The sequence below is a fragment of the Paenibacillus sp. FSL K6-2524 genome (genome assembly GCF_038005525.1).
Taxonomy (GTDB): Bacteria; Bacillota; Bacilli; order Paenibacillales; family Paenibacillaceae; genus Fontibacillus; species Fontibacillus anaericanus.
Genome location: NZ_JBBOSP010000001.1, coordinates 3,187,803 through 3,210,104, shown reverse-complemented (window position 1 = coordinate 3,210,104; position 22,302 = coordinate 3,187,803). Strand labels below are relative to the sequence as shown.

Annotated in this window: 22 protein-coding genes and 1 pseudogene; 13 read left to right on the top strand and 10 right to left on the bottom strand. The window is 36.7% G+C overall.

Annotation, left to right across the window (positions count from 1 at the left end; all coding sequences use genetic code 11):
- Positions 1 to 434: 434 nt before the first annotated feature.
- Positions 435 to 977 (bottom strand): recombinase family protein, encoded by a 543-nt coding sequence (locus NST85_RS14565; RefSeq protein WP_127191451.1) that lies wholly within the window; start codon positions 975 to 977, stop codon positions 435 to 437.
- Positions 978 to 1,138: 161 nt separating this feature from the next.
- Here NST85_RS14565 and NST85_RS14560 point away from each other — a divergent pair, with 161 nt between their 5' ends.
- Together NST85_RS14560 and NST85_RS14555 are read left to right on the top strand one after the other, a co-directional pair.
- Positions 1,139 to 2,602, top strand: coding sequence for a SulP family inorganic anion transporter (locus tag NST85_RS14560; protein ID WP_127191236.1), 1,464 nt, complete (start codon positions 1,139 to 1,141; stop codon positions 2,600 to 2,602).
- A gap of 25 nt (positions 2,603 to 2,627) precedes the next feature.
- Positions 2,628 to 3,047, top strand: a complete 420-nt coding sequence (locus NST85_RS14555) for a universal stress protein (protein WP_127191237.1) — start codon at positions 2,628 to 2,630, stop codon at positions 3,045 to 3,047.
- A gap of 256 nt (positions 3,048 to 3,303) precedes the next feature.
- Here NST85_RS14555 and NST85_RS14550 read toward each other — a convergent pair whose 3' ends face one another.
- The 3 genes from NST85_RS14550 to NST85_RS14540 form a co-directional block, all read right to left on the bottom strand.
- The gene (locus NST85_RS14550) at positions 3,304 to 3,813 is read right to left on the bottom strand and encodes an arsinothricin resistance N-acetyltransferase ArsN1 family A (protein ID WP_127191238.1); all 510 of its coding nucleotides are present in this window, start codon (positions 3,811 to 3,813) and stop codon (positions 3,304 to 3,306) included.
- 30 nt (positions 3,814 to 3,843) lie between these two features.
- Positions 3,844 to 4,647 (bottom strand): arsenite methyltransferase, encoded by an 804-nt coding sequence (locus NST85_RS14545; RefSeq protein ID WP_127191239.1) that lies wholly within the window; start codon positions 4,645 to 4,647, stop codon positions 3,844 to 3,846.
- A 318-nt stretch (positions 4,648 to 4,965) separates the two neighbouring features.
- Positions 4,966 to 5,415, bottom strand: coding sequence for a MarR family winged helix-turn-helix transcriptional regulator (locus NST85_RS14540; RefSeq protein WP_127191240.1), 450 nt, complete (start codon positions 5,413 to 5,415; stop codon positions 4,966 to 4,968).
- A gap of 186 nt (positions 5,416 to 5,601) precedes the next feature.
- On the opposite strand from NST85_RS14540, the gene ku reads away from it, so the two are divergent.
- On the top strand, positions 5,602 to 6,429 hold the full coding sequence (gene ku / locus NST85_RS14535) for a non-homologous end joining protein Ku (protein ID WP_127191241.1): 828 nt from the start codon (positions 5,602 to 5,604) through the stop codon (positions 6,427 to 6,429).
- A gap of 68 nt (positions 6,430 to 6,497) precedes the next feature.
- On the opposite strand, the gene NST85_RS14530 is transcribed toward ku, so the two are convergent.
- The 3 genes from NST85_RS14530 to arsD are packed head-to-tail and all read right to left on the bottom strand — an operon-like array spanning position 6,498 to position 9,142.
- Entirely contained in the window at positions 6,498 to 6,935 is a 438-nt protein-coding gene (locus tag NST85_RS14530) for a protein-tyrosine phosphatase family protein (protein WP_127191242.1), read from the bottom strand.
- Between the two features lie 13 nt (positions 6,936 to 6,948).
- Positions 6,949 to 8,718, bottom strand: a complete 1,770-nt coding sequence (gene arsA / locus NST85_RS14525; protein WP_127191243.1) for an arsenical pump-driving ATPase — start codon at positions 8,716 to 8,718, stop codon at positions 6,949 to 6,951.
- 19 nt (positions 8,719 to 8,737) lie between these two features.
- A complete protein-coding gene (arsD, locus tag NST85_RS14520) occupies positions 8,738 to 9,142 on the bottom strand; it encodes an arsenite efflux transporter metallochaperone ArsD (protein WP_341189640.1) in 405 nt (134 codons plus the stop codon).
- Between the two features lie 149 nt (positions 9,143 to 9,291).
- On the opposite strand from arsD, the gene NST85_RS14515 reads away from it, so the two are divergent.
- The 7 genes and pseudogenes from NST85_RS14515 (at position 9,292) to NST85_RS14490 (ending at position 18,077) form a co-directional block, all read left to right on the top strand.
- Positions 9,292 to 9,612, top strand: coding sequence for an ArsR/SmtB family transcription factor (locus tag NST85_RS14515; protein WP_341189639.1), 321 nt, complete (start codon positions 9,292 to 9,294; stop codon positions 9,610 to 9,612).
- Between the two features lie 16 nt (positions 9,613 to 9,628).
- A complete protein-coding gene (gene arsB, locus NST85_RS14510; protein ID WP_127191246.1) occupies positions 9,629 to 10,687 on the top strand; it encodes an ACR3 family arsenite efflux transporter in 1,059 nt (352 codons plus the stop codon).
- A gap of 26 nt (positions 10,688 to 10,713) precedes the next feature.
- The gene (arsC, locus tag NST85_RS14505) at positions 10,714 to 11,136 is read left to right on the top strand and encodes an arsenate reductase (thioredoxin) (protein ID WP_127191247.1); all 423 of its coding nucleotides are present in this window, start codon (positions 10,714 to 10,716) and stop codon (positions 11,134 to 11,136) included.
- Positions 11,137 to 11,199: 63 nt separating this feature from the next.
- A complete protein-coding gene (locus NST85_RS14500; protein WP_341189638.1) occupies positions 11,200 to 12,543 on the top strand; it encodes an MATE family efflux transporter in 1,344 nt (447 codons plus the stop codon).
- 23 nt (positions 12,544 to 12,566) lie between these two features.
- A complete protein-coding gene (gshAB, locus tag NST85_RS14495) occupies positions 12,567 to 14,906 on the top strand; it encodes a bifunctional glutamate--cysteine ligase GshA/glutathione synthetase GshB (protein WP_127191249.1) in 2,340 nt (779 codons plus the stop codon).
- Between the two features lie 221 nt (positions 14,907 to 15,127).
- Positions 15,128 to 15,334: pseudogene (locus tag NST85_RS29330) on the top strand (IS3 family transposase); the annotation flags it as partial.
- Between the two features lie 193 nt (positions 15,335 to 15,527).
- Positions 15,528 to 18,077 carry a Spaf_1101 family AAA-like ATPase gene (locus NST85_RS14490; protein WP_341189637.1) on the top strand — a complete coding sequence of 850 codons (2,550 nt, stop codon included), beginning with the start codon at positions 15,528 to 15,530 and terminating at the stop codon, positions 18,075 to 18,077.
- A gap of 222 nt (positions 18,078 to 18,299) precedes the next feature.
- Here the strand turns inward: NST85_RS14490 and NST85_RS29325 are convergent, their stop codons facing one another.
- Both NST85_RS29325 and NST85_RS14485 read right to left on the bottom strand, forming a co-directional pair.
- On the bottom strand, positions 18,300 to 18,431 hold the full coding sequence (locus tag NST85_RS29325) for a Ku protein (RefSeq protein ID WP_425464328.1): 132 nt from the start codon (positions 18,429 to 18,431) through the stop codon (positions 18,300 to 18,302).
- A 91-nt stretch (positions 18,432 to 18,522) separates the two neighbouring features.
- Positions 18,523 to 18,867 (bottom strand): helix-turn-helix domain-containing protein, encoded by a 345-nt coding sequence (locus NST85_RS14485; protein WP_127191252.1) that lies wholly within the window; start codon positions 18,865 to 18,867, stop codon positions 18,523 to 18,525.
- Positions 18,868 to 19,001: 134 nt separating this feature from the next.
- Between NST85_RS14485 and NST85_RS14480 the strand changes: the two genes are divergently transcribed.
- Positions 19,002 to 19,325, top strand: coding sequence for a hypothetical protein (locus NST85_RS14480; RefSeq protein WP_127191253.1), 324 nt, complete (start codon positions 19,002 to 19,004; stop codon positions 19,323 to 19,325).
- Here the strand turns inward: NST85_RS14480 and NST85_RS14475 are convergent.
- A complete protein-coding gene (locus tag NST85_RS14475) occupies positions 19,309 to 19,527 on the bottom strand; it encodes a helix-turn-helix domain-containing protein (protein ID WP_127191254.1) in 219 nt (72 codons plus the stop codon). The genes NST85_RS14480 and NST85_RS14475 overlap by 17 nt on opposite strands.
- A gap of 150 nt (positions 19,528 to 19,677) precedes the next feature.
- Between NST85_RS14475 and NST85_RS14470 the strand changes: the two genes are divergently transcribed.
- The gene (locus NST85_RS14470; protein WP_127191255.1) at positions 19,678 to 20,349 is read left to right on the top strand and encodes a hypothetical protein; all 672 of its coding nucleotides are present in this window, start codon (positions 19,678 to 19,680) and stop codon (positions 20,347 to 20,349) included.
- Positions 20,339 to 22,288: a hypothetical protein gene (locus tag NST85_RS14465; protein WP_127191256.1), complete on the top strand. Its 1,950-nt coding sequence runs from the start codon at positions 20,339 to 20,341 to the stop codon at positions 22,286 to 22,288. The genes NST85_RS14470 and NST85_RS14465 overlap by 11 nt, the downstream gene beginning before the upstream one ends.
- Positions 22,289 to 22,302: the final 14 nt, after the last annotated feature.

Genomic DNA, 22,302 nt, shown 5'->3' with positions numbered 1-22,302 from the left:
GGTGAATTCCTGTCCCTCTAAATAATTAAAGCTAATTGTTCCAATTGCCGTTAGAAGGCAAGATGTTGTCTGATTGCTAATATAACCGTTGGGGATACCGAGAAATAGCTAACCTTGTTGCAAATGCATAGATGATACCCTCAATACCCAAGTTCTAAGGTATATGTGTGCAAAGAAGAGAAGATAACAATTGCGATACACATCACCGGCTCAGTAATTTTAAGTCATGAGATTTTATTTGAATGAACGGAACAGAATCCATCTACACTAGCAAGAATCCTAGTTGCATATGAGCTGTCCTTTAATCGAGAAAACTCTTGTGGTTGGCGACTCACATCCAAACTAAGGCGTAAATTGATAACAAGAAAGGAAAGCGAAAAACATTAACTCGACACCACTTAATACATAACACGATTGGTATGCATCCTTTAACTTTAGTTCTCTAAATATCGATATAAGGTGGATTTACTGATTCCTGTTTCTTCTTTTATTTCGGCAAGAGTATATTTTTTAGACTGATACATAAGTATGGCCTTTTCAACGTTTTCGTCAGCTTTTCTTGGCCGACCGGGAACATTCCCCTTTTGTTTTGCTTCAAAAAGTCCTCTTTTAGTTTTCTCGCTTATAACATCACTTTGGAAATCTACCAAATGTTTCACGATATCACTAAAAGAATCTCCCCTCATCTTGTTCGTATCGATATTCTCCTTTAGAGAATAAATAAAAGCCTGCTTCATATCGAGAACTTCAAGAAGCTCCACGAGATGTCGAGTGGAATCAGCAAAAGCAAATAGCTTAGAAACGACAATGGTATCGTTAGGTTTTAAAGTGCTCATCATATGATCTAGGTTGGTTCTACGCTTTGCCGATGCATGTTCCTCTACAACAATAATATCGCAGGGGAAAGAGGTCAGCATTTGAGTTTGATTTTCTAAATTCAGATCATCCTGATAAGGTCTCATGTATCCTATACGCATCAAGTACTCTCCTTTTTACTTTCTAAACCTAAAATTATCATACCATAATTATTTGTGTCAAAAAGGTTCCATTTAGGGAATGTTGATGGTACACTGTTTGTAGAAAAAATCGGCCTGATGCCTGGGTTGGCATTACCGAGAATTAAAAGGTGGAGAACAGAGTGATTGAGAAACTAAAAGGAAACTGGTTTTTTAACGTGAAGGGGGATGTTCTGGCAGGTATAGTTGTTGCTTTGGCACTGATTCCTGAGGCTATCGCATTCTCGATTATTGCCGGGGTAGACCCTATGGTTGGCCTTTATGCCTCTTTTTGTATTGCAGTCATCATTGCTTTTGTCGGCGGACGTCCAGGAATGATTTCAGCAGCTACCGGGGCTATGGCTCTACTTATGGTTCCGTTGGTCAAAGAACATGGACTTCAATACTTGCTTGCGGCTACCATATTAACTGGAATTATTCAATTATTGTTCGGTGTTTTCAAGATTGCCAAACTGATGAAATTTATTCCGAGACCCGTCATGATTGGCTTTGTGAATTCTTTGGCCATCCTGATTTTTTTGGCCCAAGTTCCTCACATTTGGGGGATTTCCGTAATGACATACGTTTTCGTTGCGGTCACGTTGGCAATTGTGTATCTTGTTCCATTGATCTTCAGAGCGATCCCCGCGCCTCTCATTGCTATACTTGTATTAACCGCGGTGGCTATCCTCTCAGGTATTGATCTAAGAACAGTTGGAGATTTGGGGATTATCAAACAAGAGTTGCCATCATTTTTTATTCCGGATGTACCCTTAAATTTTGAAACCCTCCAGATCATATTTCCATATTCCATAGCACTTGCGATTGTAGGGCTACTGGAATCTTTGTTGACCGCCTCTATTGTCGACGATATGACCGGTACGGAGAGCGATAAGAATCGGGAAGCTAGAGGACAGGGGGTCGCCAATATGATAACTGGCTTCTTCGGTGGTATGGCAGGATGCGCTATGATCGGACAATCGGTTATCAACGTAAAATCGGGTGGAAGAAGCAGATTGTCAACATTGGTTGCCGGTGGGTTCCTGATGTTTCTTATTCTTGTCCTAGGGGATTGGGTGGTACAAATCCCGATGCCGGTTTTGGTAGGTATCATGATCATGGTATCGATCGGAACCTTTGACTGGTCTTCCTTTGCCTATTTAAGAAAAGCACCAAGAACAGATGCGGCTGTCATGCTGGTCACTGTCATCATTGTTGTAGCCACACATGACTTATCCAAAGGAGTCATCGCCGGGGTTATTTTAAGCGCAATCTTCTTTGTCTCAAAGATATCCAACATCAAAGTTTTAAAGCGGCAAGACAACGATACTATTGTATTTGAATTGGAAGGACAACTGTTCTTTGCCTCTGTGGATGGATTCGTTGATGCCTTTGATTTCACGGCCACAGATTCCCATATTATCATCGACTTCTCAAATGCTCATATTTGGGATGATTCTGCTGTTGGTGCTATTGACAAGGTAGTCATCAAATACCGGGAAAACCATAATAAGGTCACAGTCAGAGGCTTAAATGCCTCCAGTAAAAAAATGGTGGATAAACTGGCGATCTATAATGATGCTAATGCAAAGTTAAGTGCACACTAATCTGTTTTCAGGAGTGAATGATGATATGTATAACCGAATAGTTTTGGCTGTAGATGGGTCGGAGAATTCGCTAAGAGCTACAAAAGAAGCGGTGAAACTGGTGTCTTTAACTCCCGGATGTCATATTGAAGTAATTACAGTGGTGGACTTCTCTAAATCAAAGAGCGAAATTTTGCATACACAAGGAAAAGAAGAACTCGAGCTGAAAAGACGGAAAAAACTGGCGACCGTCGAAGAAATACTGAAGCAGGGAATGGTGGAGTATACGTTAAAATTCCTTCATGGAGAGCCGGGTCCGACAATCATTGATTATGCCAACAAGAAAAAGGTTGAAATGGTCATTATCGGCTGCCGGGGGTTAAATACGCTGCAAGAGATGGTTCTTGGAAGCGTCAGCCATAAGGTTGTGAAACGTGTTAACTGCCCTGTACTGATCGTAAAATAGCGGGAAGACACCATAATTTATTATAAAAATCCAATCCCACAATAATGGGGGTTGGATTTTTTAATAATTGAAATCAAACCGATAATTCATCTCTGATGCCTAAATAAGAACGTTCACTAATTGATAAAAAAGTAGTTGTCGAATGGAGTATCAGGGAAAAAGACACTGAAATAATCGACTAATTTTCTTAAATCAAATCTACCGTGTTTATAATCCATAAGCCGCACAAGACCAACAACCCTATTTTAAGACTTTATTATCTTTGAACATCCAACAACAGCTTCTCCATAATCATCACATCAATATATTGGTCATCCATAATTCCCTGTTTCTCAAAGACACCTACTTCGCGGTAGCCCATCTTCTTATACAATCCTTGGCCTAATTGATTAAACGAAAATGTAAATAACACAATCTTCCGAAATCCATTCTCTTGTGCTTTGATTTCCAAAGCACGTAGGAGGGAGCTACCCATGCCCTTCCCACGATAATCACGGTCAATATATATGGAAAGATCAGCAACACCATCGTAAGCACAGCGGTGTGAATAAGGATTTAATGACGACCAACCAATGATCTGATGATTCAGCATTGCTACCAAAACACTAAACCTTCCTTGATGATCTTGAAACCATTTTTTCATATAGGGTATATCTTTTGTATCCGTTTCAAGAGTAGCTTCTCGATCCTCGATACCCTGATTGTATATGCGAAGAATGTCTTCGATGTCATCCTCGGTGGCTACACGTACTATAGTATTATTCATAGTGACCATCCTCCATAGAAAAGCTTGTTATTAAGGTTTATTCGCTTTGATTACTGCAGAAACGATATAGTTATCTACGTTCGCGCCTGGAACCCAATCTTTAATAAATGATTTAGATTCATCTTTAGGCTCAATCGAGATGTTATTAAAACCACTGCATTGTAGCATAGCTTTGAGTTCCTCAATGGAGGATGCACCAGAAATACATCCGGAATATAATTCATTCAAATCATTTTTAATCTCAGGTGGAAGTTCAGCTGTTGTAACAATATCTGAAATAGCTAGGCGACCACCAGGTTGAAGTACGCGAAATGCTTCATTAAATACTTGTTGCTTATCTGGTGATAAGTTAATAACACAGTTGGAGATAATGACGTTTACAATTTGATCCGCAATAGGAAGGTACTCGATTTCTCCCAAACGGAATTCCGTGTTTACAACTCCGGATTTGCCGGCATTGCTTCGGGCACGACTGACCATCTCCGGAGTCATATCCACTCCTATAACATGACCCGTTTCACTAACTTGACGTGCGGCTAAGAAACAATCGAATCCGCCACCACTCCCAAGATCTAATACAACTTCACCTGATTTTAATTCAGCGATAGCTTGGGGATTGCCGCAGCCTAGCCCTAGGTTTGCCCCCTCAGGAACGGCAGATAACTCTTCGCTTGAATAACCTAACTTGTTAGAAATAGCATTGAAATCTGTAGGTGTATCACAGCAGCTATCAGTGGAACAACAAGAATTATTGGTTTCCGTTATTTGAACTGCAACTTGTTTGTACCGAAGTCGAACATTTTGGCGGATCTCATCATTCGTAAGTTTTTTCAAGATAAGCACTCCTCGTTGAATTATTTAAATAATTAATATTACTGACTTTAGTGAATTAAATTGTTAAGCAGCAAGGAACGCTCGACAGAATAGGTTGCTTACGTGAGAACTTGGTAGGGAAATTGAATATTGCTGATTTAATTCTACCTTTAGGAGATCTCCATGATTTTTGATCCATTTTTTGAATTTCCATCTCCCGATAATTCATTAAATATTCAGCAACGTAAAAATTTTCATACATCTAAATGCCCCCTAAATTGATTATTTTACATGTTAATAATGTTGCAATTTACAACTATAGTATAGTAAGGGGAGAGACTACCCCGTTACTGGAGAACAACACTTACTTGATTTACCCATAGCCTCATTAAATAGCATTACAGAACGCAGCAGTGTTTCTTTTTCAAATTCGGTCATTTTAGAAAAAGCATCATTCAGATACTCGTTCATTTGCGTGTCTATAGTAGTAGCGACATACTTTCCTTCTGCAGTTAGTGAAAGGGTATGAACTCTTCGATCAGTAGGATCAGCTGTTTTCTTAACTAATTTTAATTTGATTAAAGATTGAACTTGGCGGCTAAATGTTGTTATGTCCGTCCCAAGCGTATCTGAAATCTGTTGCATAGAAGGTTTGTGCTGACGATCAATTTCATAAAGGATGTGACTTTGGACCAATGTAATATCACAACCACCAACACTACAACAATTTTTGTTAAGTAGACCAAAACGACGGGTCATAATTTGAAATAACTCGCGAGCATTATCCATTGATATCACCTCATAATTCATTTATAACTCTAATTGTTGTAAAATGCAAGTATAATAAAATTCTAATTTTTCTTTTAATGTGTTTTTCGGACCAAACGAAGCATTCATTACTTGTGATTGCTAATGTTGATTAATTCATATCAAAAAAGGAAAGGATGATTCTAAAACTGGAAAGGTAGATCCATTATGCATACATTGTGGAAAGGTGCATTAAGTTTTGGGCTAGTATATCTCCCAGTAAAGCTGCATTCTGCAACTGAGGATAAAGATATCACTATGAAACAAATTCACCGAATATGTAGTTCACCAATATCTTTACACAAAACGTGTAATCAGTGTAATAAGGATGTCGCATCTGAAGATCTTGTTAAGGGCTATGAATTTCAGAAGAACCAATATATCCTTTTTGAAAAAGAAGAGTTAGACCAGCTGCTCCCAGATTCAAATAAAGAAATAAAAATTATGGACTTTGTGAGTATTGATGAAATTGATCCGATTTATTTTCAGAAAACATATTATCTATCCCCTGATAGCAGAGCTGATAAAGGTTACACTCTCTTAATGGAAGCTTTAAAGACGACTAGCAAGATAGGTATATGTAAGGTGTCAATTCGTGCTAAAAGCAGTCTAGGGGCTATTAGGGTCATTAACAACTGTCTTGTATTAGAGACTCTTTATTACTCCGATGAAATCAGACCAATTCAAGATGTTCCTAATATTCAGACAGATCCTGTTGTTGATCCTAAGGAGTTATCTATGGCGCAATCCATAGTGCAACATCTCTCAGTTGCATTTGAGCCTACGAAATATCAGGATGATTATAGAAACCAACTAAACGATGTAATCAACAAAAAAATTCAAGGTGATCAAATTCAATATTCGGTTATTCAGCAGAAGAATAATGTATTAGATCTTATGTCTGCTCTTCAGGCAAGTCTTGACGCTTTAAATCAAAGTAAGAGTAAAAAAACTATAAAGTCAAAGGGAAAGCGAAAAAAAGAACAAACAGCTTGATATTACATAAGATCATCCAAATAAGAGGAGGGACAGGAAATAATTCCTGTCCCTCTAATTAATTTAAACTATTTATATAGACGTTCAAGAGTTGCTCGTTGAGCGTCATTAATGGATAGGATGGAACGCGCCTTTTTGGATTTCTCCTCAGCTTCTTCAATACTTGATACCAAGTTCAACTCCATTAAAACACCGATCGCAACAGCCCCCGTACGTCCACGGCCAGCGCCACAATGAAATGCAACTTTTTTTCCTTCGTTGTAAGAAGAAATAACTTCTTGAATCGCTCTATTCATTTGAACTTCTTCCACATCTTGTGAATCATCTTTTAAAGGTACATGAATCCTAGTGACGTTTGGAAATATTGTGGTATTGGGATCTAACTCAGCACGTAAATCAACCACGACCTCGACACCTTCGTCTTCAATGAGTCGATTCACATCTAGGGCTCCACACATATAAATATTCGTAACTAGTTCATTGTATGGCTTTTCATTAATTGTCATTGTGATTTCTCCTTTAATCTTGGATAAGGTGTTCTAATTGTCTCCAACCGGTAGGCTCTGTTGCTCTCCAGGGAACAAGTACTGTGTACTTCGAATGTTCAGTCACTCTCTGTATCCATTGTTTTTCGGAGATTGCCCGGCTTTGTAGGACTGGTTCAGATGTTTGAATGTCTTGCCAACTTTGGTTCACAACCCACCATTCAGGTTGAATGCCTGCTCGATTCAAATCGATTTGAAGGCGCTCAGCTTCCATAACCGGTGTGGCTTCAGGCAATGTGACAATTACCACGTGGGTTTCCTCTGGATTACGTAACCGAGGTAGCAGGTTGCGAACTGAATCAGGGATGTTGCCTGTTGAACGTTGAACCTCACGGTGATAAGCCTCTGCTGCGTCTAACAAGAGAAGGGTGTGACCAGTTGGTGCTGTATCAATGACAACAAAACCATGGTCTGCTTCCTCTACGATTCGTGCAAATGCTCGAAATACAGCAATTTCTTCGGTACAAGGGGAGGCAAGATCTTCTTTCAGAAGCGCACGACCTTCTTCATCCAAGTTCTTCTCGTTCTGCTCCATGATTTCGTTAGAATAGCGTTCTGTTTCCAGTTTAGGATCAATACGACTGACATGTAGGAGTGGGAATTTCTGTTCTGTATCGTCACCAAGTGCAAGATTTAGATGTGCTGCAGGGTCTGTTGTCGTCAGATGAACACGATGGCCATGGCTTGCTAAACCGATTGCTATAGCCGTAGCTACCGTCGTTTTACCCACGCCTCCTTTACCCATAGTCATGATCACACCATTTTGTTTCGTCTTAAGCGCATCCAGTAACTGAGCTAAACGTTGTAAATTAGTATCATCATCTAACGATGACATATCCATTTCAGACACAAGATCTTCCTCATTCTCAGTATTAAAAAAACCACGAAGACTTTTGATCCCCGTAAGACTATACGGCTTTAGCGGTATTTCGTATTTTGGGAATGATTTCAATTCCACTGGGATATTTAAAAGAGTTGTTACTTGTCTACTATGAAAAATCTGCGCAATCGGATCATCTGTTTGAGTATGCAAAACGCCATTAATAATGAGGTGTTGATTAGTTATATCCAATTCTAGAAGCTCACTAGACGCCCGAGCAGCTTCTTGCAACGCAGTACGCTCTGGTCGAGAGACTAAAATCAGAATAGTTTGCTTTGCATCGGATAAAGCTTCAACCGTTTTCGCATACATCTCTTGCTTATCACCTAAACCTGAAAGAGGACCTAAACAAGAGGCACCACTGATATTCGTATCCATAAAGCCTGACCAAGCTTTTGGTAGCTGCAGCAAGCGCAAAGTATGACCAGTAGGTGCCGTATCAAAAACAATATGATCAAATTCGCTCTCATTTGCAGATAATAATCTGGTGAACTCGTCAAAGGCTGCGATTTCAACGGTACATGCTCCTGATAATTGTTCCTCAATTTGTTGAATAGCTTCTTGGGGCAATATATCACGATAAGGTCCAACAACTTGATCGCGATATTCACGAGCTGCTTGTTCAGGGTCCAAATTTGAAGCATAAAGCCCAGGAACACCATTTATAGTTGTCGGTTCAGTACCTATTGTGGTTTCGAACAAATCATCTAAATTTGAGGCTGGGTCAGTACTAATTAAAAGCACTTTTTTTCCTTGACCTGCTAAAGCTATTGCAGTGGAACAGGCAACGGACGTTTTACCAACGCCACCTTTACCTGTGAAAAAGATATATTGGTTGTTAAGCTCAATAGGTGAAAAATCCATGATATTCTCCTCCTTAGCTTTAACAGCAGCCGCTTCCTGGTTCGCAGCAATCTTGATCTACAGAGTTAACCTTAATTATTTTTACCGCTTTCATCCCGACGGAAGGTTGACTAAGTGTAATACCGGTCCAGGCAGACAATTCTTCCCTTGTTGGATAGCGTTTTTCCGCCTTGAGTTCATCATCAATGAGGACGATAGGGAAAGCATCAGGACCGTTTTGCTGTAGATAAGTAAGAACAACGTTATTTATGGTAAATGCTTGTACGTCTTGAGACAGATTGAAGCGTTGTATCGAAACACCTTGTTTGTGTAATGCATCCACATCAGCAGCGATCCGAATTAATTCAGGATCAACACTCGGTCCACAGACACCTGTAGAACAGCATAATGCAGGATCATAAATTTCAATTTTCAATTGAGACATCTCCTTATTTGTGATATTCTCTAATACGTGTGTAATTATATAATCAATCACTTATATAATCAATAACTTATATGATAAAAAATAATTACTTGCTTATATAATCATTCGCTTATATAATAATTTTGAAATAGAGGGGAGTGTGAAGACACATGAGGATAACAATCGAAGAAATGGCGGAACAATTTAAGTTGTTGGGAGATAAAACTCGTTTAAAAATTGTTTCCATTTTATATCAGAAAGAAATGTGTGTATGTCACTTGGTGGAGTTACTTGAAACAACGCAACCAAATATTAGCCAACATCTCCGTAAATTGAAGGATGCAGGTTTAGTTCAAGAAGAACGAAGAGGACAATGGATTTATTATTCTCTCCATATTGAGGATAAACCACACTTAAATGATGCGCTTCAATATTTACCGCATCTCGCTGAAGAAGTACAAGAAAAGATAAACACAATGGTGTGTGAATAAGGAGTGTGAACCTATCATGAATCAAGGGAAACCCAAGAAATTATCCTTTTTGGACCGTTATCTAACGTTTTGGATTTTTGGGGCAATGGCAATCGGTATTGGTTTAGGATACTTAGTTCCAAATTTCTCTGATGTGTTATCCAGTATGCAAGTCGGAACAACCTCGATACCCATTGCCATAGGACTAATTGTCATGATGTATCCACCGCTTGCGAAAGTGAAATATGAGAATCTTGGACAGGTATTTAAGGATTGGAAAGTTTTATTGTTATCCTTAGTGCAGAACTGGGTTATCGGTCCGATACTTATGTTCTTATTAGCCATACTTTTTCTAAGTGATATGCCAGAATATATGATCGGATTGATCATGATTGGACTCGCTAGATGTATTGCTATGGTGTTAGTTTGGAGTGATTTGGCTAAGGGAGATCCTGAATACACTGCAGGTTTAGTCGCCTTTAATTCCATATTTCAGATTTTGTTCTACTCTGTATTTACGTATGTGTTCATAACCGTATTACCTGGGTGGTTCGGTGTCAGCGGAGCAATAGTGGACATCTCCATGGGTCAAATTGCGGAGAGTGTTCTCATTTATCTAGGAATACCATTTGCTGCTGGCCTATTAACACGCGTAATTGGGATCAAACTTAAAGGGGAAGCTTGGTACCAACAAGTATTCATTCCCAAAATAAGCCCACTTGCTTTAATAGCCTTACTATTCACGATTGTGTTGATGTTTACGTTAAAAGCAGAAATGATCGTTCAACTGCCATTAGATGTCGTGCGAATTGCCATTCCGATGGTGATCTACTTTGTAGTGATGTTCTTAGTATCCTTTTTCATGTCCAAGAAGTCTGGAACATCCTATCCTGTAGCAGCCTCGTTATCATTTACAGCTGCCAGCAACAACTTTGAATTAGCCATTGCGGTAGCCATTGGGGTCTTTGGGTTGGATTCAGGAGTTGCATTTGTAGCAGTTATTGGGCCATTAGTAGAAGTACCTGTATTAATCGGTCTTGTTAAAGTATCGCTTTGGATCAAACGAAAGTATTTTGAACCATCATTAAGTAAATAATAGTAAATAATAGGGAGAGATATCAGATGAACAAACCATTAATTTATTTTCTTTGCACAGGAAACTCTTGTCGAAGTCAGATTGCCGATGGATTTCTGCGAACACTTGGTGGAGAAAGCTATGAAGTGAAGAGTGCTGGTCTAGAAGCTCATGGGTTAAACCCTCGTGCCGTTCAAGTCATGCAAGAGGCAGGTATAGACATTACCAACCATACATCCGATGTTATTGATCCAGAGATCCTAAATAGAGCAGATTATGTTATTACACTTTGTGGTCATGCGGACGAACATTGCCCGATTATATCGAACAAGAATGTAGTCAAATGGCATTGGGGATTTGATGATCCAGCAAAAGCAACGGGAACAGAAGGAGAAATTATGGATCAATTCCGAAATGTACGTGATGCCATTAAATCAAGAATTGAAGAATTTTTAAGTGAAGGGAAATAAAAAGAATTTTGAACCGACCCTAGTGGTCGGTTTTCTAATTAGGTCAAAAAGGAGCTACTAGACATGAAAGGCACAAATGATTTGACCCAAGGTCCTATTATGCCTACCTTAATGAAATTAACGCTTCCCATTATTGCAACCAATTTTATATCAACAACATATGGTCTTGTCGATATGATTTGGGTTGGAAGATTAGGAAGTGGTTCTGTTGCAGCGATTGGCACGGCAAGTTTTTTCATCAATTTAGCTATTGCTTTATCAACAATGATAACGATCGGTACAGGGATCAAGGTTTCACATTGTATGGGAGCCGGCCAGAAAGATAAGGCTCAATCGTATATCAAGAACGGATTTACGATGTCTATCCTATTGGGAATTCTCTACATGCTTTTTATCTTTGTGACCAAGAATCAGCTCATTGGTTTCTTTGATCTAGGAAATGATGAAGTTGAGCTGATGGCAAAACAATTCTTGTTGATTTCGATTATCGGGATTATATTTTCAATCATTAATATCTTATTCGCCACTATCATAAACTCGATGGGAAATAGTAAGTTGCCTTTTCACATATTCTCGATCGGACTTATTTTTAATATCGTCCTCGATCCATTCTTGATCTTTGGTGTAGGTAACTTTAAGGGTTGGGGAGTTGCAGGGGCAGCAATTGCTACATTAGCTGCAAATATATTAGTGACAAGTTTATTTATCATTAAAACAAGAAATTCAGAATTGATTTCGAAATCTACCTCAAGCAACACTCTTCAAATGAAAGAAGTTATCCGAATGGGAATTCCGATTACAATCCAACGGGTCACATTTACGATCATATCGATCATAATCGCCAAGATCATCGTACGCTTTGGAGCTGATGCAATTGCAGTTCAAAAAGTGGGGATACAAATTGAATCCATTTCTTATATGACAATCGGAGGACTCCAAGGGGCCATTGCTGCTTTCTTTGGTCAAAATTATGGAGCACGTCGGATAGATCGAATTAAACAGGGCTATCATCATGCTCTGTTATTAACATCAATCTTTGGCATCATCATATCCATTGTATTCATCATATTCCCACAGCAACTCTTTTCACTGTTCTTATCCGATAAGGAAAGTTTAGAGCTAGGTACAAGTTATATGCGTATCATCGGATATTCACAATTGTTCATGTGTATGGAACTGATGACTGTTGGTGCTTTTAATGGAATTGGTAAGACACATATCCCACCGATATTCAGCATTATCTTTACCGCGCTAAGGATACCGTTGGCATTGGTATTATCTGAACCTTTTGGTTTAAACGGTGTATGGATGTCGATTGCACTGACTAGTGTTTTCAAAGGGGTTATTCTGGTCATCTGGTTTAGAAGATCTTTGCGCAGAATGAATGAACCACAAGTTAACATTTAAATTAATGAAGGATGGTAGTAAACATGACATTGTTGAATCGAAAACTCATACAGCTTCTGATAGATAAAAAGTTAAATGAAGATGTTTTGCGAGGTCAATTTGGTTTAGAAAAAGAAAATGTTAGAGTCGATCAAGATGGAAAACTTGCGTTGACACCGCATCCTAAAGCCTTTGGAAATAAAATGGATAACCCGTATATTCAAACTGACTTCTCTGAGAGCCAAATTGAAATGATAACTCCAACCTTTGACTCTATAGAAGAGACGTATCGTTTCATGGAAGCATTGCAAGATATTGTTTCTCTTGAATTGAATGGGGAATATTTGTGGCCGAGCAGCAATCCTCCAATGTTGCCCGATGACCAAGATATTCCGATTGCCAAAATGAACGATCCCATAGAGGACAAATATAGAAATCAATTAGCAGAAAAGTATGGACGCAAAAGACAATTACTAAGTGGAATTCATTACAATTTCTCTTTTGATGAAGGGTTTCTGAGAAAGCTTTATGAAAGTGAAGATCGTCATGAAGAGTATAAAGAATTCAAAAATGCTACGTATTTTAAAATAACTCGCAACCTATTGAAGTATCGATGGTTCCTCATCTATTTAACAGGAGCAAGTCCTGTCTTTGATAAGACATATATAGAAAGATGCGTCGCTCGTGGGATTTCAGATGATGAGAAAAGCATTTATTTCCCGAACATGAATTCACTTCGAAATAGTGAATGCGGTTATCGAAATGAAAAACCTCTATATGTATCCTTTAATTCGATGGATGACTATGTTCATGATTTGAATGAGTTGATTCGCTCCGAGCAATTACTAAGTGTAAAGGAGTTTTACAGTCCTGTTAGAGTAAAAACAGTTAGAAGTAATAACCCAATACAGGAACTAATACAGAATGGTATAGCCTATTTAGAGCTGCGTTTTATTGATTTGAATCCACTATATAAAATTGGAATCAGCAAAGAAACGATGCAATTCGTTCACTTGTTTATCATCTTTATGTTGCTGAAGAAGGATGAAGCCTTCGATGAAGAAGATCAAAAGATGGCAGACTTGAATCATGATCAACTGATCATGGAAGGTATAAACGGATGCTTACACGATCATGGTGATGGTAATATGACGATGAAGGAGATGGCACTAACTTTTATCCATGAGATGCAAGAAATGGTACAGTTCTTGTTTCCTAATGATGAGAAGTACTTACACATTCTGGGCGGGGAAAAGCAAAAAATTCTTCATTCTGATTTGAGCTTTGCCTCTGTAGTAAAGTCTGACATACAAAAATCATCCTATTTGACTTACCATTTGGATAAAGCAAAACAATATGCCCAGGAAAGTCTTCAAGATGGCTACCGATTCGTTGGATATGAAGATCTAGAATTATCAACCCAGTTGCTATTGAAGGCAGCGGTGAAACGAGGCATTACATTCAAATTGATCGATCGAGATGAAAATTTCGTATTACTTTCTCTAGGTGATCACAAAGAATATGTTAAGCAAGCCACGAAAACTTCATTGGATTCCTACAGCACCGTGTTAATTATGGAAAACAAAATCGTTACTAAAGAAGTCCTCAAACAACAAGGAATCCGAGTTCCAACCGGTGAAGCCTTTCGAAGTCTTGAAGAAGCGATGTTAGAATATGAAACTTATTATGACAAACCTATTGTAATAAAGCCAAAATCAACAAATTTCGGCTTGGGTATCACCATCTTTAATCGTGAATTTTCAAAAGAGGATTATCAAAAAGCATTCGAAATGGCATTCGTACATGATCAGACTGTTCTTCTAGAGGAATTCATAACTGGGAAAGAATATCGTTTCCTGATCATGGGAGATGAGGTCGTTGGGATACTGCATCGAGTTCCCGCCAATGTAGTAGGAGATGGGGTCCGCACGATTGAGCAACTAGTTCATGAAAAAAATAAAGATCCTCTCAGAGGTCGTGGATATAAGACTCCTCTTGAAAAGATTCAGTTAGGTGAAGCAGAAGAGATGTTTTTGAAAAACCATTCCTATAACTGGAGCGATATACCACAGCTAGGTAAAGTCATCTATCTACGAGAAAACTCCAATATTAGTACAGGTGGAGACAGTATTGATTTCACGGATGAAATTCCAGATAGCTATAAAAACCTTGCTATTCAATCTGCTAAGGCTGCGGGCGCAACCTTTTGTGGTGTTGATATGATGATTGATGATATAAGAGAAGATGCAACGGATGACAATTACAGCATTATTGAAATCAACTTTAATCCAGCAATCCATATTCATTGTTATCCCTATAAAGGGATAAATCGAAAAGCAGATGAGAAGATTCTCGATTTATTATTTGGTAAAACAAACAATTAATTCATAGTAAATAAGAAGAGCCCAAAGTAATTGACTTTGGGCTCTGATGATTAGCCTTTATTGTACTCTGATAAAGAAGAGGAGTTTTGATGGATTATGTCATTTATCGGAACATATTCTAGTCATCCGCGACAATTGTTAAATGATACAAAAGTACCAACATAACTTTACGCTAAAAAACTTTCTTAATGGTATTATCCCCTTTAAGTAGACACTCAAAACGCAAAGCTGCCTGCCTCGATAACGCATGCATCGAATCCTTCTTTTCGCATCTCAAGACAGAGAAGTTGTACCTTTACAAGGGTAATTCAGAAGGTGAGATACATCAAGAGTTCGAGGATTATATCTACTTTTATAACTACCAACGATTTCAAAAGAAACTTAAACAACATGCGTCTATTGAGTATCGGCACGCGTTGTTTACCTAGCTTTTTTCATCTGTTTACTGACAAGGGTATGACCATTTACAAGCCTTTTTATTTTTGTTTGCTTTTTTTATCATACAATTAATGCAAATATTTAGCTATATTAAGGTGAATTGACACAAATATTCCTACTTAATGATGATACAATATAATAATTCAGCATATCTTTCTTAGTCAATTTAAAAGAGGTGTTTAAATGGGTACTTCATTAAATCAAAACTACAAAAACCTTATTAATGTACGAAGAAAATACGGGGAACTAAGGAAATTCGAATTCCACATACATACTCCAGCCTCCCATGACTATAGAGTCATGAATAAAAGAATTTATCATAGCATGAATGTTGAAGAAATAATCCAGCTAGCTTATGAAGTAAATTACTATAATGAAGAACAAAAAGATTATTTTCTACAAAAACACATGAATGGAGAATTAAGTGACATTGATTCACTTCATTATTTTGTGGAAAAGGGCTTCGATTCATTTAAAGAATTTTTGACATACCAATTAATTGCGCATAAATTGTATGAAAATGAAGTGGAAATTGCTGTTATATCTGATCACAATACCATATCAGGTTATAAGAAATTGGAGAGAGCTATAAACGACTATTATCTAGAAAGATTAAAAGGTACTGAACAAAAAAAGGACATGATTAAACTGTTGCTTGGAATTGAAATCACTTGTTCAGAAAAAATACATTTGGTAGGTATATTTGATGATGATTTATTTGACATTGTAAATGATCTAATTAAAAACCATATCCCTTCTCAGGAAATGGGTACATATGAAACAAGTCTATCAATGATTGAAAAGATTAGTAATTTAGGAGGCATTGCATATATAGCTCATATAAATACAACTGATTTAAAAAATACTACTGGGCTCTATAAACAAACATTATTTAACAACAAAAATCTTAATGTTATTGGTTTAACTTCTTTAGAAGTGGAGCGGCATTTGGCAATCCTCAAATCTCATGGAGCTGTTAACCCTCAAGAAAAATTCTGTTTTTTGTATGAAGGTGATTCTCATCAAATCGATGAAATCGGCAAAAAAAGTACTTGGATAAAGATGAGCCAAGTTGGGTTTAATTCTTTGAAAAAAGCAATTTATGATCACAAACTGTGTGTGTTTATTGAAAAACCTAATATAACTGATAAATATATAAAAGGGATGCTCGTAGAACCCGGAAAAAGAGGATATTTAAAAGGGAAGAATGGTGAGAATTCATTTATCGTCGATTTTTCTAATGATCTAAACTGTATAATAGGCGGAAGGGGAACCGGGAAGAGTACAGTTATAAATATCTTGGAAGTTATTTTCACTCTGGAATGTAATTCATATGATACTCTGAAGTTTATTAGTGAGAACGAATACATTTTAGTGAATTTTGTTTATAATAATTCGGAATTTATACTCAGATTTATACCTCAGATAAAAAAGGATACATACCATACGTCAGAAGACATCTTTGAAGAAAAAGCATTTATAAAAGACGGTAAAAAATCAGGGAATTATGTATTACAAAATCATTGGGTAGAGCTGTATAAAGTAGAACACACTAGAGCTGGGTTTAAATTTCTCATAATTGATAATCCGACTGAAGTTTCTTCAATTTTAGAAAACGTGTACCGTAAAAGTTATTCAATAAATAACATTATAAATCAAATCAATAATCATATGACAGGTGATTTCATAAAAGAAGTTGTATTTAATGGACTTCCTTTCTTAATAAAAGATCAATTTCTTCGGAACTTGCGGAATTTACCTTCAACGAGAACAAGAACTTTTCTATCTAAAGAACTCTCTCTAATAAACGTTGCACTTGAAAAAAGAAAAAAGGAAATTGATAGCAAATTAAGTGCATTTAATAATAGTTATAATAAGCAATTTCAAGTTGTTTATTCACCAAAGGCAAAATCTAATAAATTTTATCTTGAAATTTTACTTTTTTCGTTAAGAAGAAAGGAAATTTATTTGCTTGACTATAATATTACTTGGGAGAATATCGAGAGTTTCATACTTGATGTCTGCGAAAAGATTGGCTTTTTGAACTTTTTGATTCTCCTAGTAAATAATAAATTCACAACCATAGAATCATATAATTCAATTATTAAATATGTTAACCAAGATATTGGGAGTATTGCCAGTGTGAACAGAGGAAGGAAAAATGTAAATAAAGATAGTTTGTTAGAAGTATATAGAGGAATCAGAGATAATATATTAGCAAATAAGAAAAGCATAATATATTGTCTAGAAAATTATTTTGAAGCAGTGGATGATTTTTCATTACTATTTAATATAAATTCGAAAGAAAATGTTAAAACAATAGCCCCTTTTATGAAAGATATCAGTGAATTATCCTTAGGCCAGAAAGTAGTTAGTATATTAACATTTATCTTTGAGTACGGAAAATTTTCTGATGATAATACGCCTCTAATCATAGATCAACCGGAAGATAATCTTGATAATCAATATATCTACAAAAACTTAGTGAGCAGTTTAAAGCAAATTAAAAATTCAAGACAAATAATTATAGTAACTCATAGCTCCACTATAGTTACCAATGCAGATGCTGAGCAAGTAATCGTTCTTGAGTCGGACAACAAAAATGGATGGGTTGTAAAAAAAGGATACCCAGATGATGATATTATAACTCGTCATATAATTAATTACTTGGAAGGAGGAGCAGATTCATTTAGACACAAAATAGGAATGTATCAAAAAGTTTTAACCATATAGAGTATTCTGCTTCTGCTCGCTAAACTGAGAGAGAAATACAGTCGTTGGAAGGCAGAATCCCTCGAGTGTGTATCATTGGTCTAAATATGTATTTTAATCAGTTTATTTGTAAGTTTAGGACTTACAAATAGTTGAATCAGATCTCAGGTCGTCGAGCTCATCTTTTTCAAACGTTACGTATTGTTTGCTTCTAAGGAATAGCCTTTTACTATATCTTCTGAATCAATGATTGAATTGCAGCTTGAACATATTCTCTGAGTTCGGGCAATCTCTATATAGCATGTGTAGTGCCAGTTCTTTTTCTTTTGTAGCAGCATAGAGTTTTACCGGTATATGAACTAATCCGAAACCAATAGCACCCTTTCATACTATATGCGTCTATTTGCACCTCTCAAAATTATGATTATTTAAATAAACCGCTAACTCAATGATATTGAGTAGCGGTTTATTTATCTTCAAACAGTTGTAGTGCAAGGATATGAAGTTTTTTAATATCATTTCCATCCAAAGTAACAAGGTACTCGACAAGATCGTTAAGATTTTTATCTTTTTCCATCAATCCTTGGCCGATAAGCTTTTCATATTGGAAAAGTTCCACAATATCCGCTTCTAACGCACTCGCTATTTTCTGTAAGCTCAAAAGGCTAATATTCTTCTCAGCTCTTTCGACTCCACCAATGTACGAAAAATGGACACCAGCGCGTTCTCCCAGTTCCTCTTGAGAAAGTCCTTTTTTCTTTCGCAAATCCCTTACTCGTAGTCCGATCATACGCAATATATATTCACTCATACCCACACCTCAAATTAAGTGTATACAAAGGAGGGATACGAATACATTCATATATAAGTATCAAAATCATTAATTGATACTTATAAGTATCAATTATAACAGATAGGGTTATACTTGCTATTGAGGTGAAATCTATGAGTAAAAAGAACTCATTATTAGAAGTTGGGATTGCAACAGTAACTTCAAAAGGGCTATATTTTGCAAATCATTATTACAGTAGTCAAAAAATGATCAAATCCCAATGGTTTGCTGAATCAGAAAAATACGGTGAATGGAAGATTCCTGTATTCTTTAATATTAAAGATCCATCTGTCTTAATATTGTTTGATTTTACGCAAATTGATTATGCATTCCAAATTGATCCAAGGAAAGAATTAGATGAAGAGCTAGTTTTAGCATATCATTTAGTGTTCAATAACTTAAAGAATCAATTCAATAGTATTAGATTACCTCACTAAGAAGATCTTTCAATGGGATTTGAAGCAGGGCAGACACTTGTATAAGCACATGTAACGGAACTGGATAGATGCCATTTTCGATATTACAAATTGTTGACTGGGATACATCCATTAGGTTAGCCATTTCAATCTGAGTAAGTTGATTAATATTACGAAAGTAACGAATACGTGTTCCAATAATTACATAAACATCGTTCTGCATATCAAATACCTCCTCTAAATATATAAACCTATCACTACTATTCCCATAAAGATAGATTCATAGACTTAGAAGTAGCTTTTTAAAAATATGTATATTTTATCAAATAATTGTGAATTCAGATATTAGTAATACTAATAAAGGAGCAAAAACGTGTACAAACCAGTAACTAAAAGAAAAAGAAATACGAAATACGGAAATAATAACTGGTTCAGATATAGCTCAAAAATTAATCGTAACGTTTATTTTTACAGTGACTTAGAATTTGATCATTGGTTGCTTATTGAATTTGATCGAAGTATAAAAGAATTTTGTGAACAACCGCTTCATGTTAATGATTATGTGAATGGAGAATACATAAACACAATATTCGATATGTGGACTATTGATGTAGATCGTAAAGAAATGTTTATTGAAGTCAAATATTCAAATGAGCTTGATCTCAAGAGTTTAAAATTTTCTCCTCGATCATTTCGTCAGGTTCAGTCTCAAAAATTATGGTGTCAGGAAATGGGATATGATCACGAAGTTCATACGGATGAATGGATATACAAAAATCGTCTTTATGTAAATAATTTAAGAAAGATAATCCCATACATCGATAAGCGAAAGCCGAATAATGAAGTTGCTCTTCGGAAGGTTTTGAATGTAATAACCAACCAAAACAAGTGCTCCGTTGAAATGATCGAAGCTAGGCTACATGAGCTAAGCAAACATCAAGTTAGAGAGTGCGTATGTAATCTAATTTACGACGGTATCGTAATTGCTAATACAGATACGTGTGAATTCGGTAAGAATTTGGAGGTCTGGATGAATGAGCCGTAACCGTTATATTGAAAACTCAAATGTAGATCCTGAAGACCTGGATTATTCGAAGTGGCCCGATGTTCACATTGATCCTCGGAATGAGATCTTTGAAAATCGTAAAAAAGCCGTGCAGCTGTATATAGATCAAAAATATTCCCTCAAAGAGATAGAAGATCAAACTGGAATCAAGCGGCAAGAACTTAATGAATTTGTAAAGAAGTGTTTGAAAAGAGATTACAATAATCGTCTAATTGGATTTCCAGCGTTAATACCATTCAAAAGGATCGGGTACAAATTTAAACGTTATGCCGCAACAGATGGATTTAACTATTCATCCCTAACAGGTGCTTTTGAGCAGTTATTAGAGAAATATCCTCAACTGGATGAATTGATAAAAGATTATATACTCCGTCGCAAACAGAGAAGGGCAGCAGATAATTACATAAGAATAAAGGATCTAAGGAAGAAGTTTCTGATTTTATGCAAATCCTTAGATATTAAACTTAATCAGTATCCATTTAATACTAAAGATATGTGTCTTCGTTCATTGTACAGATATGTAGATAAATTGATTAACAAAAACATGGAACAGGCGAGTGGCAGATTTGGTCAGGAGGTGCAACGCATTGTTAATCGTCTAAATGGAATTGAATCAGATAAAGACCTTATTATCGCTCCATTTGAAACTCTCCAGGTTGACGGCCATAAAATGGATATTCATTTGACAATTAAATTTACTAATGCATATGGTGATGAAATTGTTGAAGTTCTAAAACGCATATGGTTTCTATGTCTAATAGACGAAGGTACGCGAAATGTTATTTCTTATATTCTATGTTTAAGTGCGGAGCTTTCTTCTGTCGATTTGTTGCATTTGTTCAAAAAGGCTATCCACCCTTGGATTCCTTTGACTTTAACGATTCCTGGGCTTGTATACCCAGAGAAACCCTATATGCCTTCCATGGCCATTGAGGAGGCGCAGTGGGCATTATGGAATGAATTAAAATGTGATAATGCACTCGCTAACATTTCAAATATTGTTGAGGATCGGCTCACGAAAATAGTGAATTGCTCCATAAATCCAGGGCAAGCACAATACCCGGAGGGACGAGGGATAATTGAAAGATTTTTTGGTCTCCTTGAAGAGAATTATCTACATCGACTAAGTATGACGACAGGTAGTAATCCAAAAGACATTCGAAACCATGAAGGAGAGAAACATGCTAAAAAATACGAAGTTAATGTCGAGGAGATCGAGCAGTTAATGGAAGTAGCAGTAGCTCGTTATAATACAGACCCTCACTCTAAGTTTGGAATAAGTCCACTCATGGCAATGGAACAACGAATCGTGTATCGAGGTATGGTTCCTCGTCAACTGAATGAACACGAAAGATCTGATGTGAATTTCTTCACCTATCAAGTGCATCGAACTGTAAAAGGTTCTCGAACAAGAGGAACACGACCCTATATTAATTTTGAAGGAGAGAGATATACAAGTTCCTTATTAGCGAAGAACTACAGCTTAATTGGTGAAAAACTAATTCTTGAAGTCAATATCGATGATATATGTGTCGTAAAAGCTTTTTTACAAGACGGTCAGGAACTTGACTTCCTTAAAGTTAAAGGCCCATGGGGAAAAAAGCCGCATTCACTTAAAACCCGAAAAGTTGTTAATCGTTTAGTTAGGGGAAATCAATTGAGATTTGATGATGATGTGGATCCGATCGAAGCTTTCGGTAAATATCTTGAAGAAAAAGCAGAAAAACAAAAGAAATACAGGAATGAACTTGCAACTCAACGTCGTTATCAAAAACGAAAGAGTAAAGAAGAACCCGTTAATTTAAACACTGAGATAGGTGACGATCCAGTCAGCATTTTACCTGAAGACGAATGGACTGAGACATCAATTAATTTGGATCCTGAAACGTTTTTAGATAACTTTAAAACTATATGTTAGTGAGGGCTAGAATA

Bases quoted from the DNA above. Each gene is read 5' to 3' on its own strand.
- arsA (WP_127191243.1), bottom strand. From the start codon at position 8,718: ATGGATTTTTCACCTATTGAGCTTAACAACCAATATATCTTTTTCACA.
- NST85_RS14530 (WP_127191242.1), bottom strand. From the start codon at position 6,935: ATGACAATTAATGAAAAGCCATACAATGAACTAGTTACGAATATTTAT.
- NST85_RS14465 (WP_127191256.1), top strand. From the start codon at position 20,339: ATGAGCCGTAACCGTTATATTGAAAACTCAAATGTAGATCCTGAAGAC.
- NST85_RS14500 (WP_341189638.1), top strand. From the start codon at position 11,200: ATGAAAGGCACAAATGATTTGACCCAAGGTCCTATTATGCCTACCTTA.
- arsD (WP_341189640.1), bottom strand. From the start codon at position 9,142: ATGTCTCAATTGAAAATTGAAATTTATGATCCTGCATTATGCTGTTCT.
- NST85_RS14550 (WP_127191238.1), bottom strand. From the start codon at position 3,813: ATGAATAATACTATAGTACGTGTAGCCACCGAGGATGACATCGAAGAC.
- NST85_RS14480 (WP_127191253.1), top strand. From the start codon at position 19,002: ATGAGTAAAAAGAACTCATTATTAGAAGTTGGGATTGCAACAGTAACT.
- NST85_RS14565 (WP_127191451.1), bottom strand. From the start codon at position 977: ATGCGTATAGGATACATGAGACCTTATCAGGATGATCTGAATTTAGAA.
- NST85_RS14475 (WP_127191254.1), bottom strand. From the start codon at position 19,527: ATGCAGAACGATGTTTATGTAATTATTGGAACACGTATTCGTTACTTT.
- NST85_RS14490 (WP_341189637.1), top strand. From the start codon at position 15,528: ATGGGTACTTCATTAAATCAAAACTACAAAAACCTTATTAATGTACGA.
- gshAB (WP_127191249.1), top strand. From the start codon at position 12,567: ATGACATTGTTGAATCGAAAACTCATACAGCTTCTGATAGATAAAAAG.
- arsC (WP_127191247.1), top strand. From the start codon at position 10,714: ATGAACAAACCATTAATTTATTTTCTTTGCACAGGAAACTCTTGTCGA.
- NST85_RS14540 (WP_127191240.1), bottom strand. From the start codon at position 5,415: ATGGATAATGCTCGCGAGTTATTTCAAATTATGACCCGTCGTTTTGGT.
- arsB (WP_127191246.1), top strand. From the start codon at position 9,629: ATGAATCAAGGGAAACCCAAGAAATTATCCTTTTTGGACCGTTATCTA.
- NST85_RS14555 (WP_127191237.1), top strand. From the start codon at position 2,628: ATGTATAACCGAATAGTTTTGGCTGTAGATGGGTCGGAGAATTCGCTA.
- NST85_RS14485 (WP_127191252.1), bottom strand. From the start codon at position 18,867: ATGAGTGAATATATATTGCGTATGATCGGACTACGAGTAAGGGATTTG.
- NST85_RS14515 (WP_341189639.1), top strand. From the start codon at position 9,292: ATGAGGATAACAATCGAAGAAATGGCGGAACAATTTAAGTTGTTGGGA.
- ku (WP_127191241.1), top strand. From the start codon at position 5,602: ATGCATACATTGTGGAAAGGTGCATTAAGTTTTGGGCTAGTATATCTC.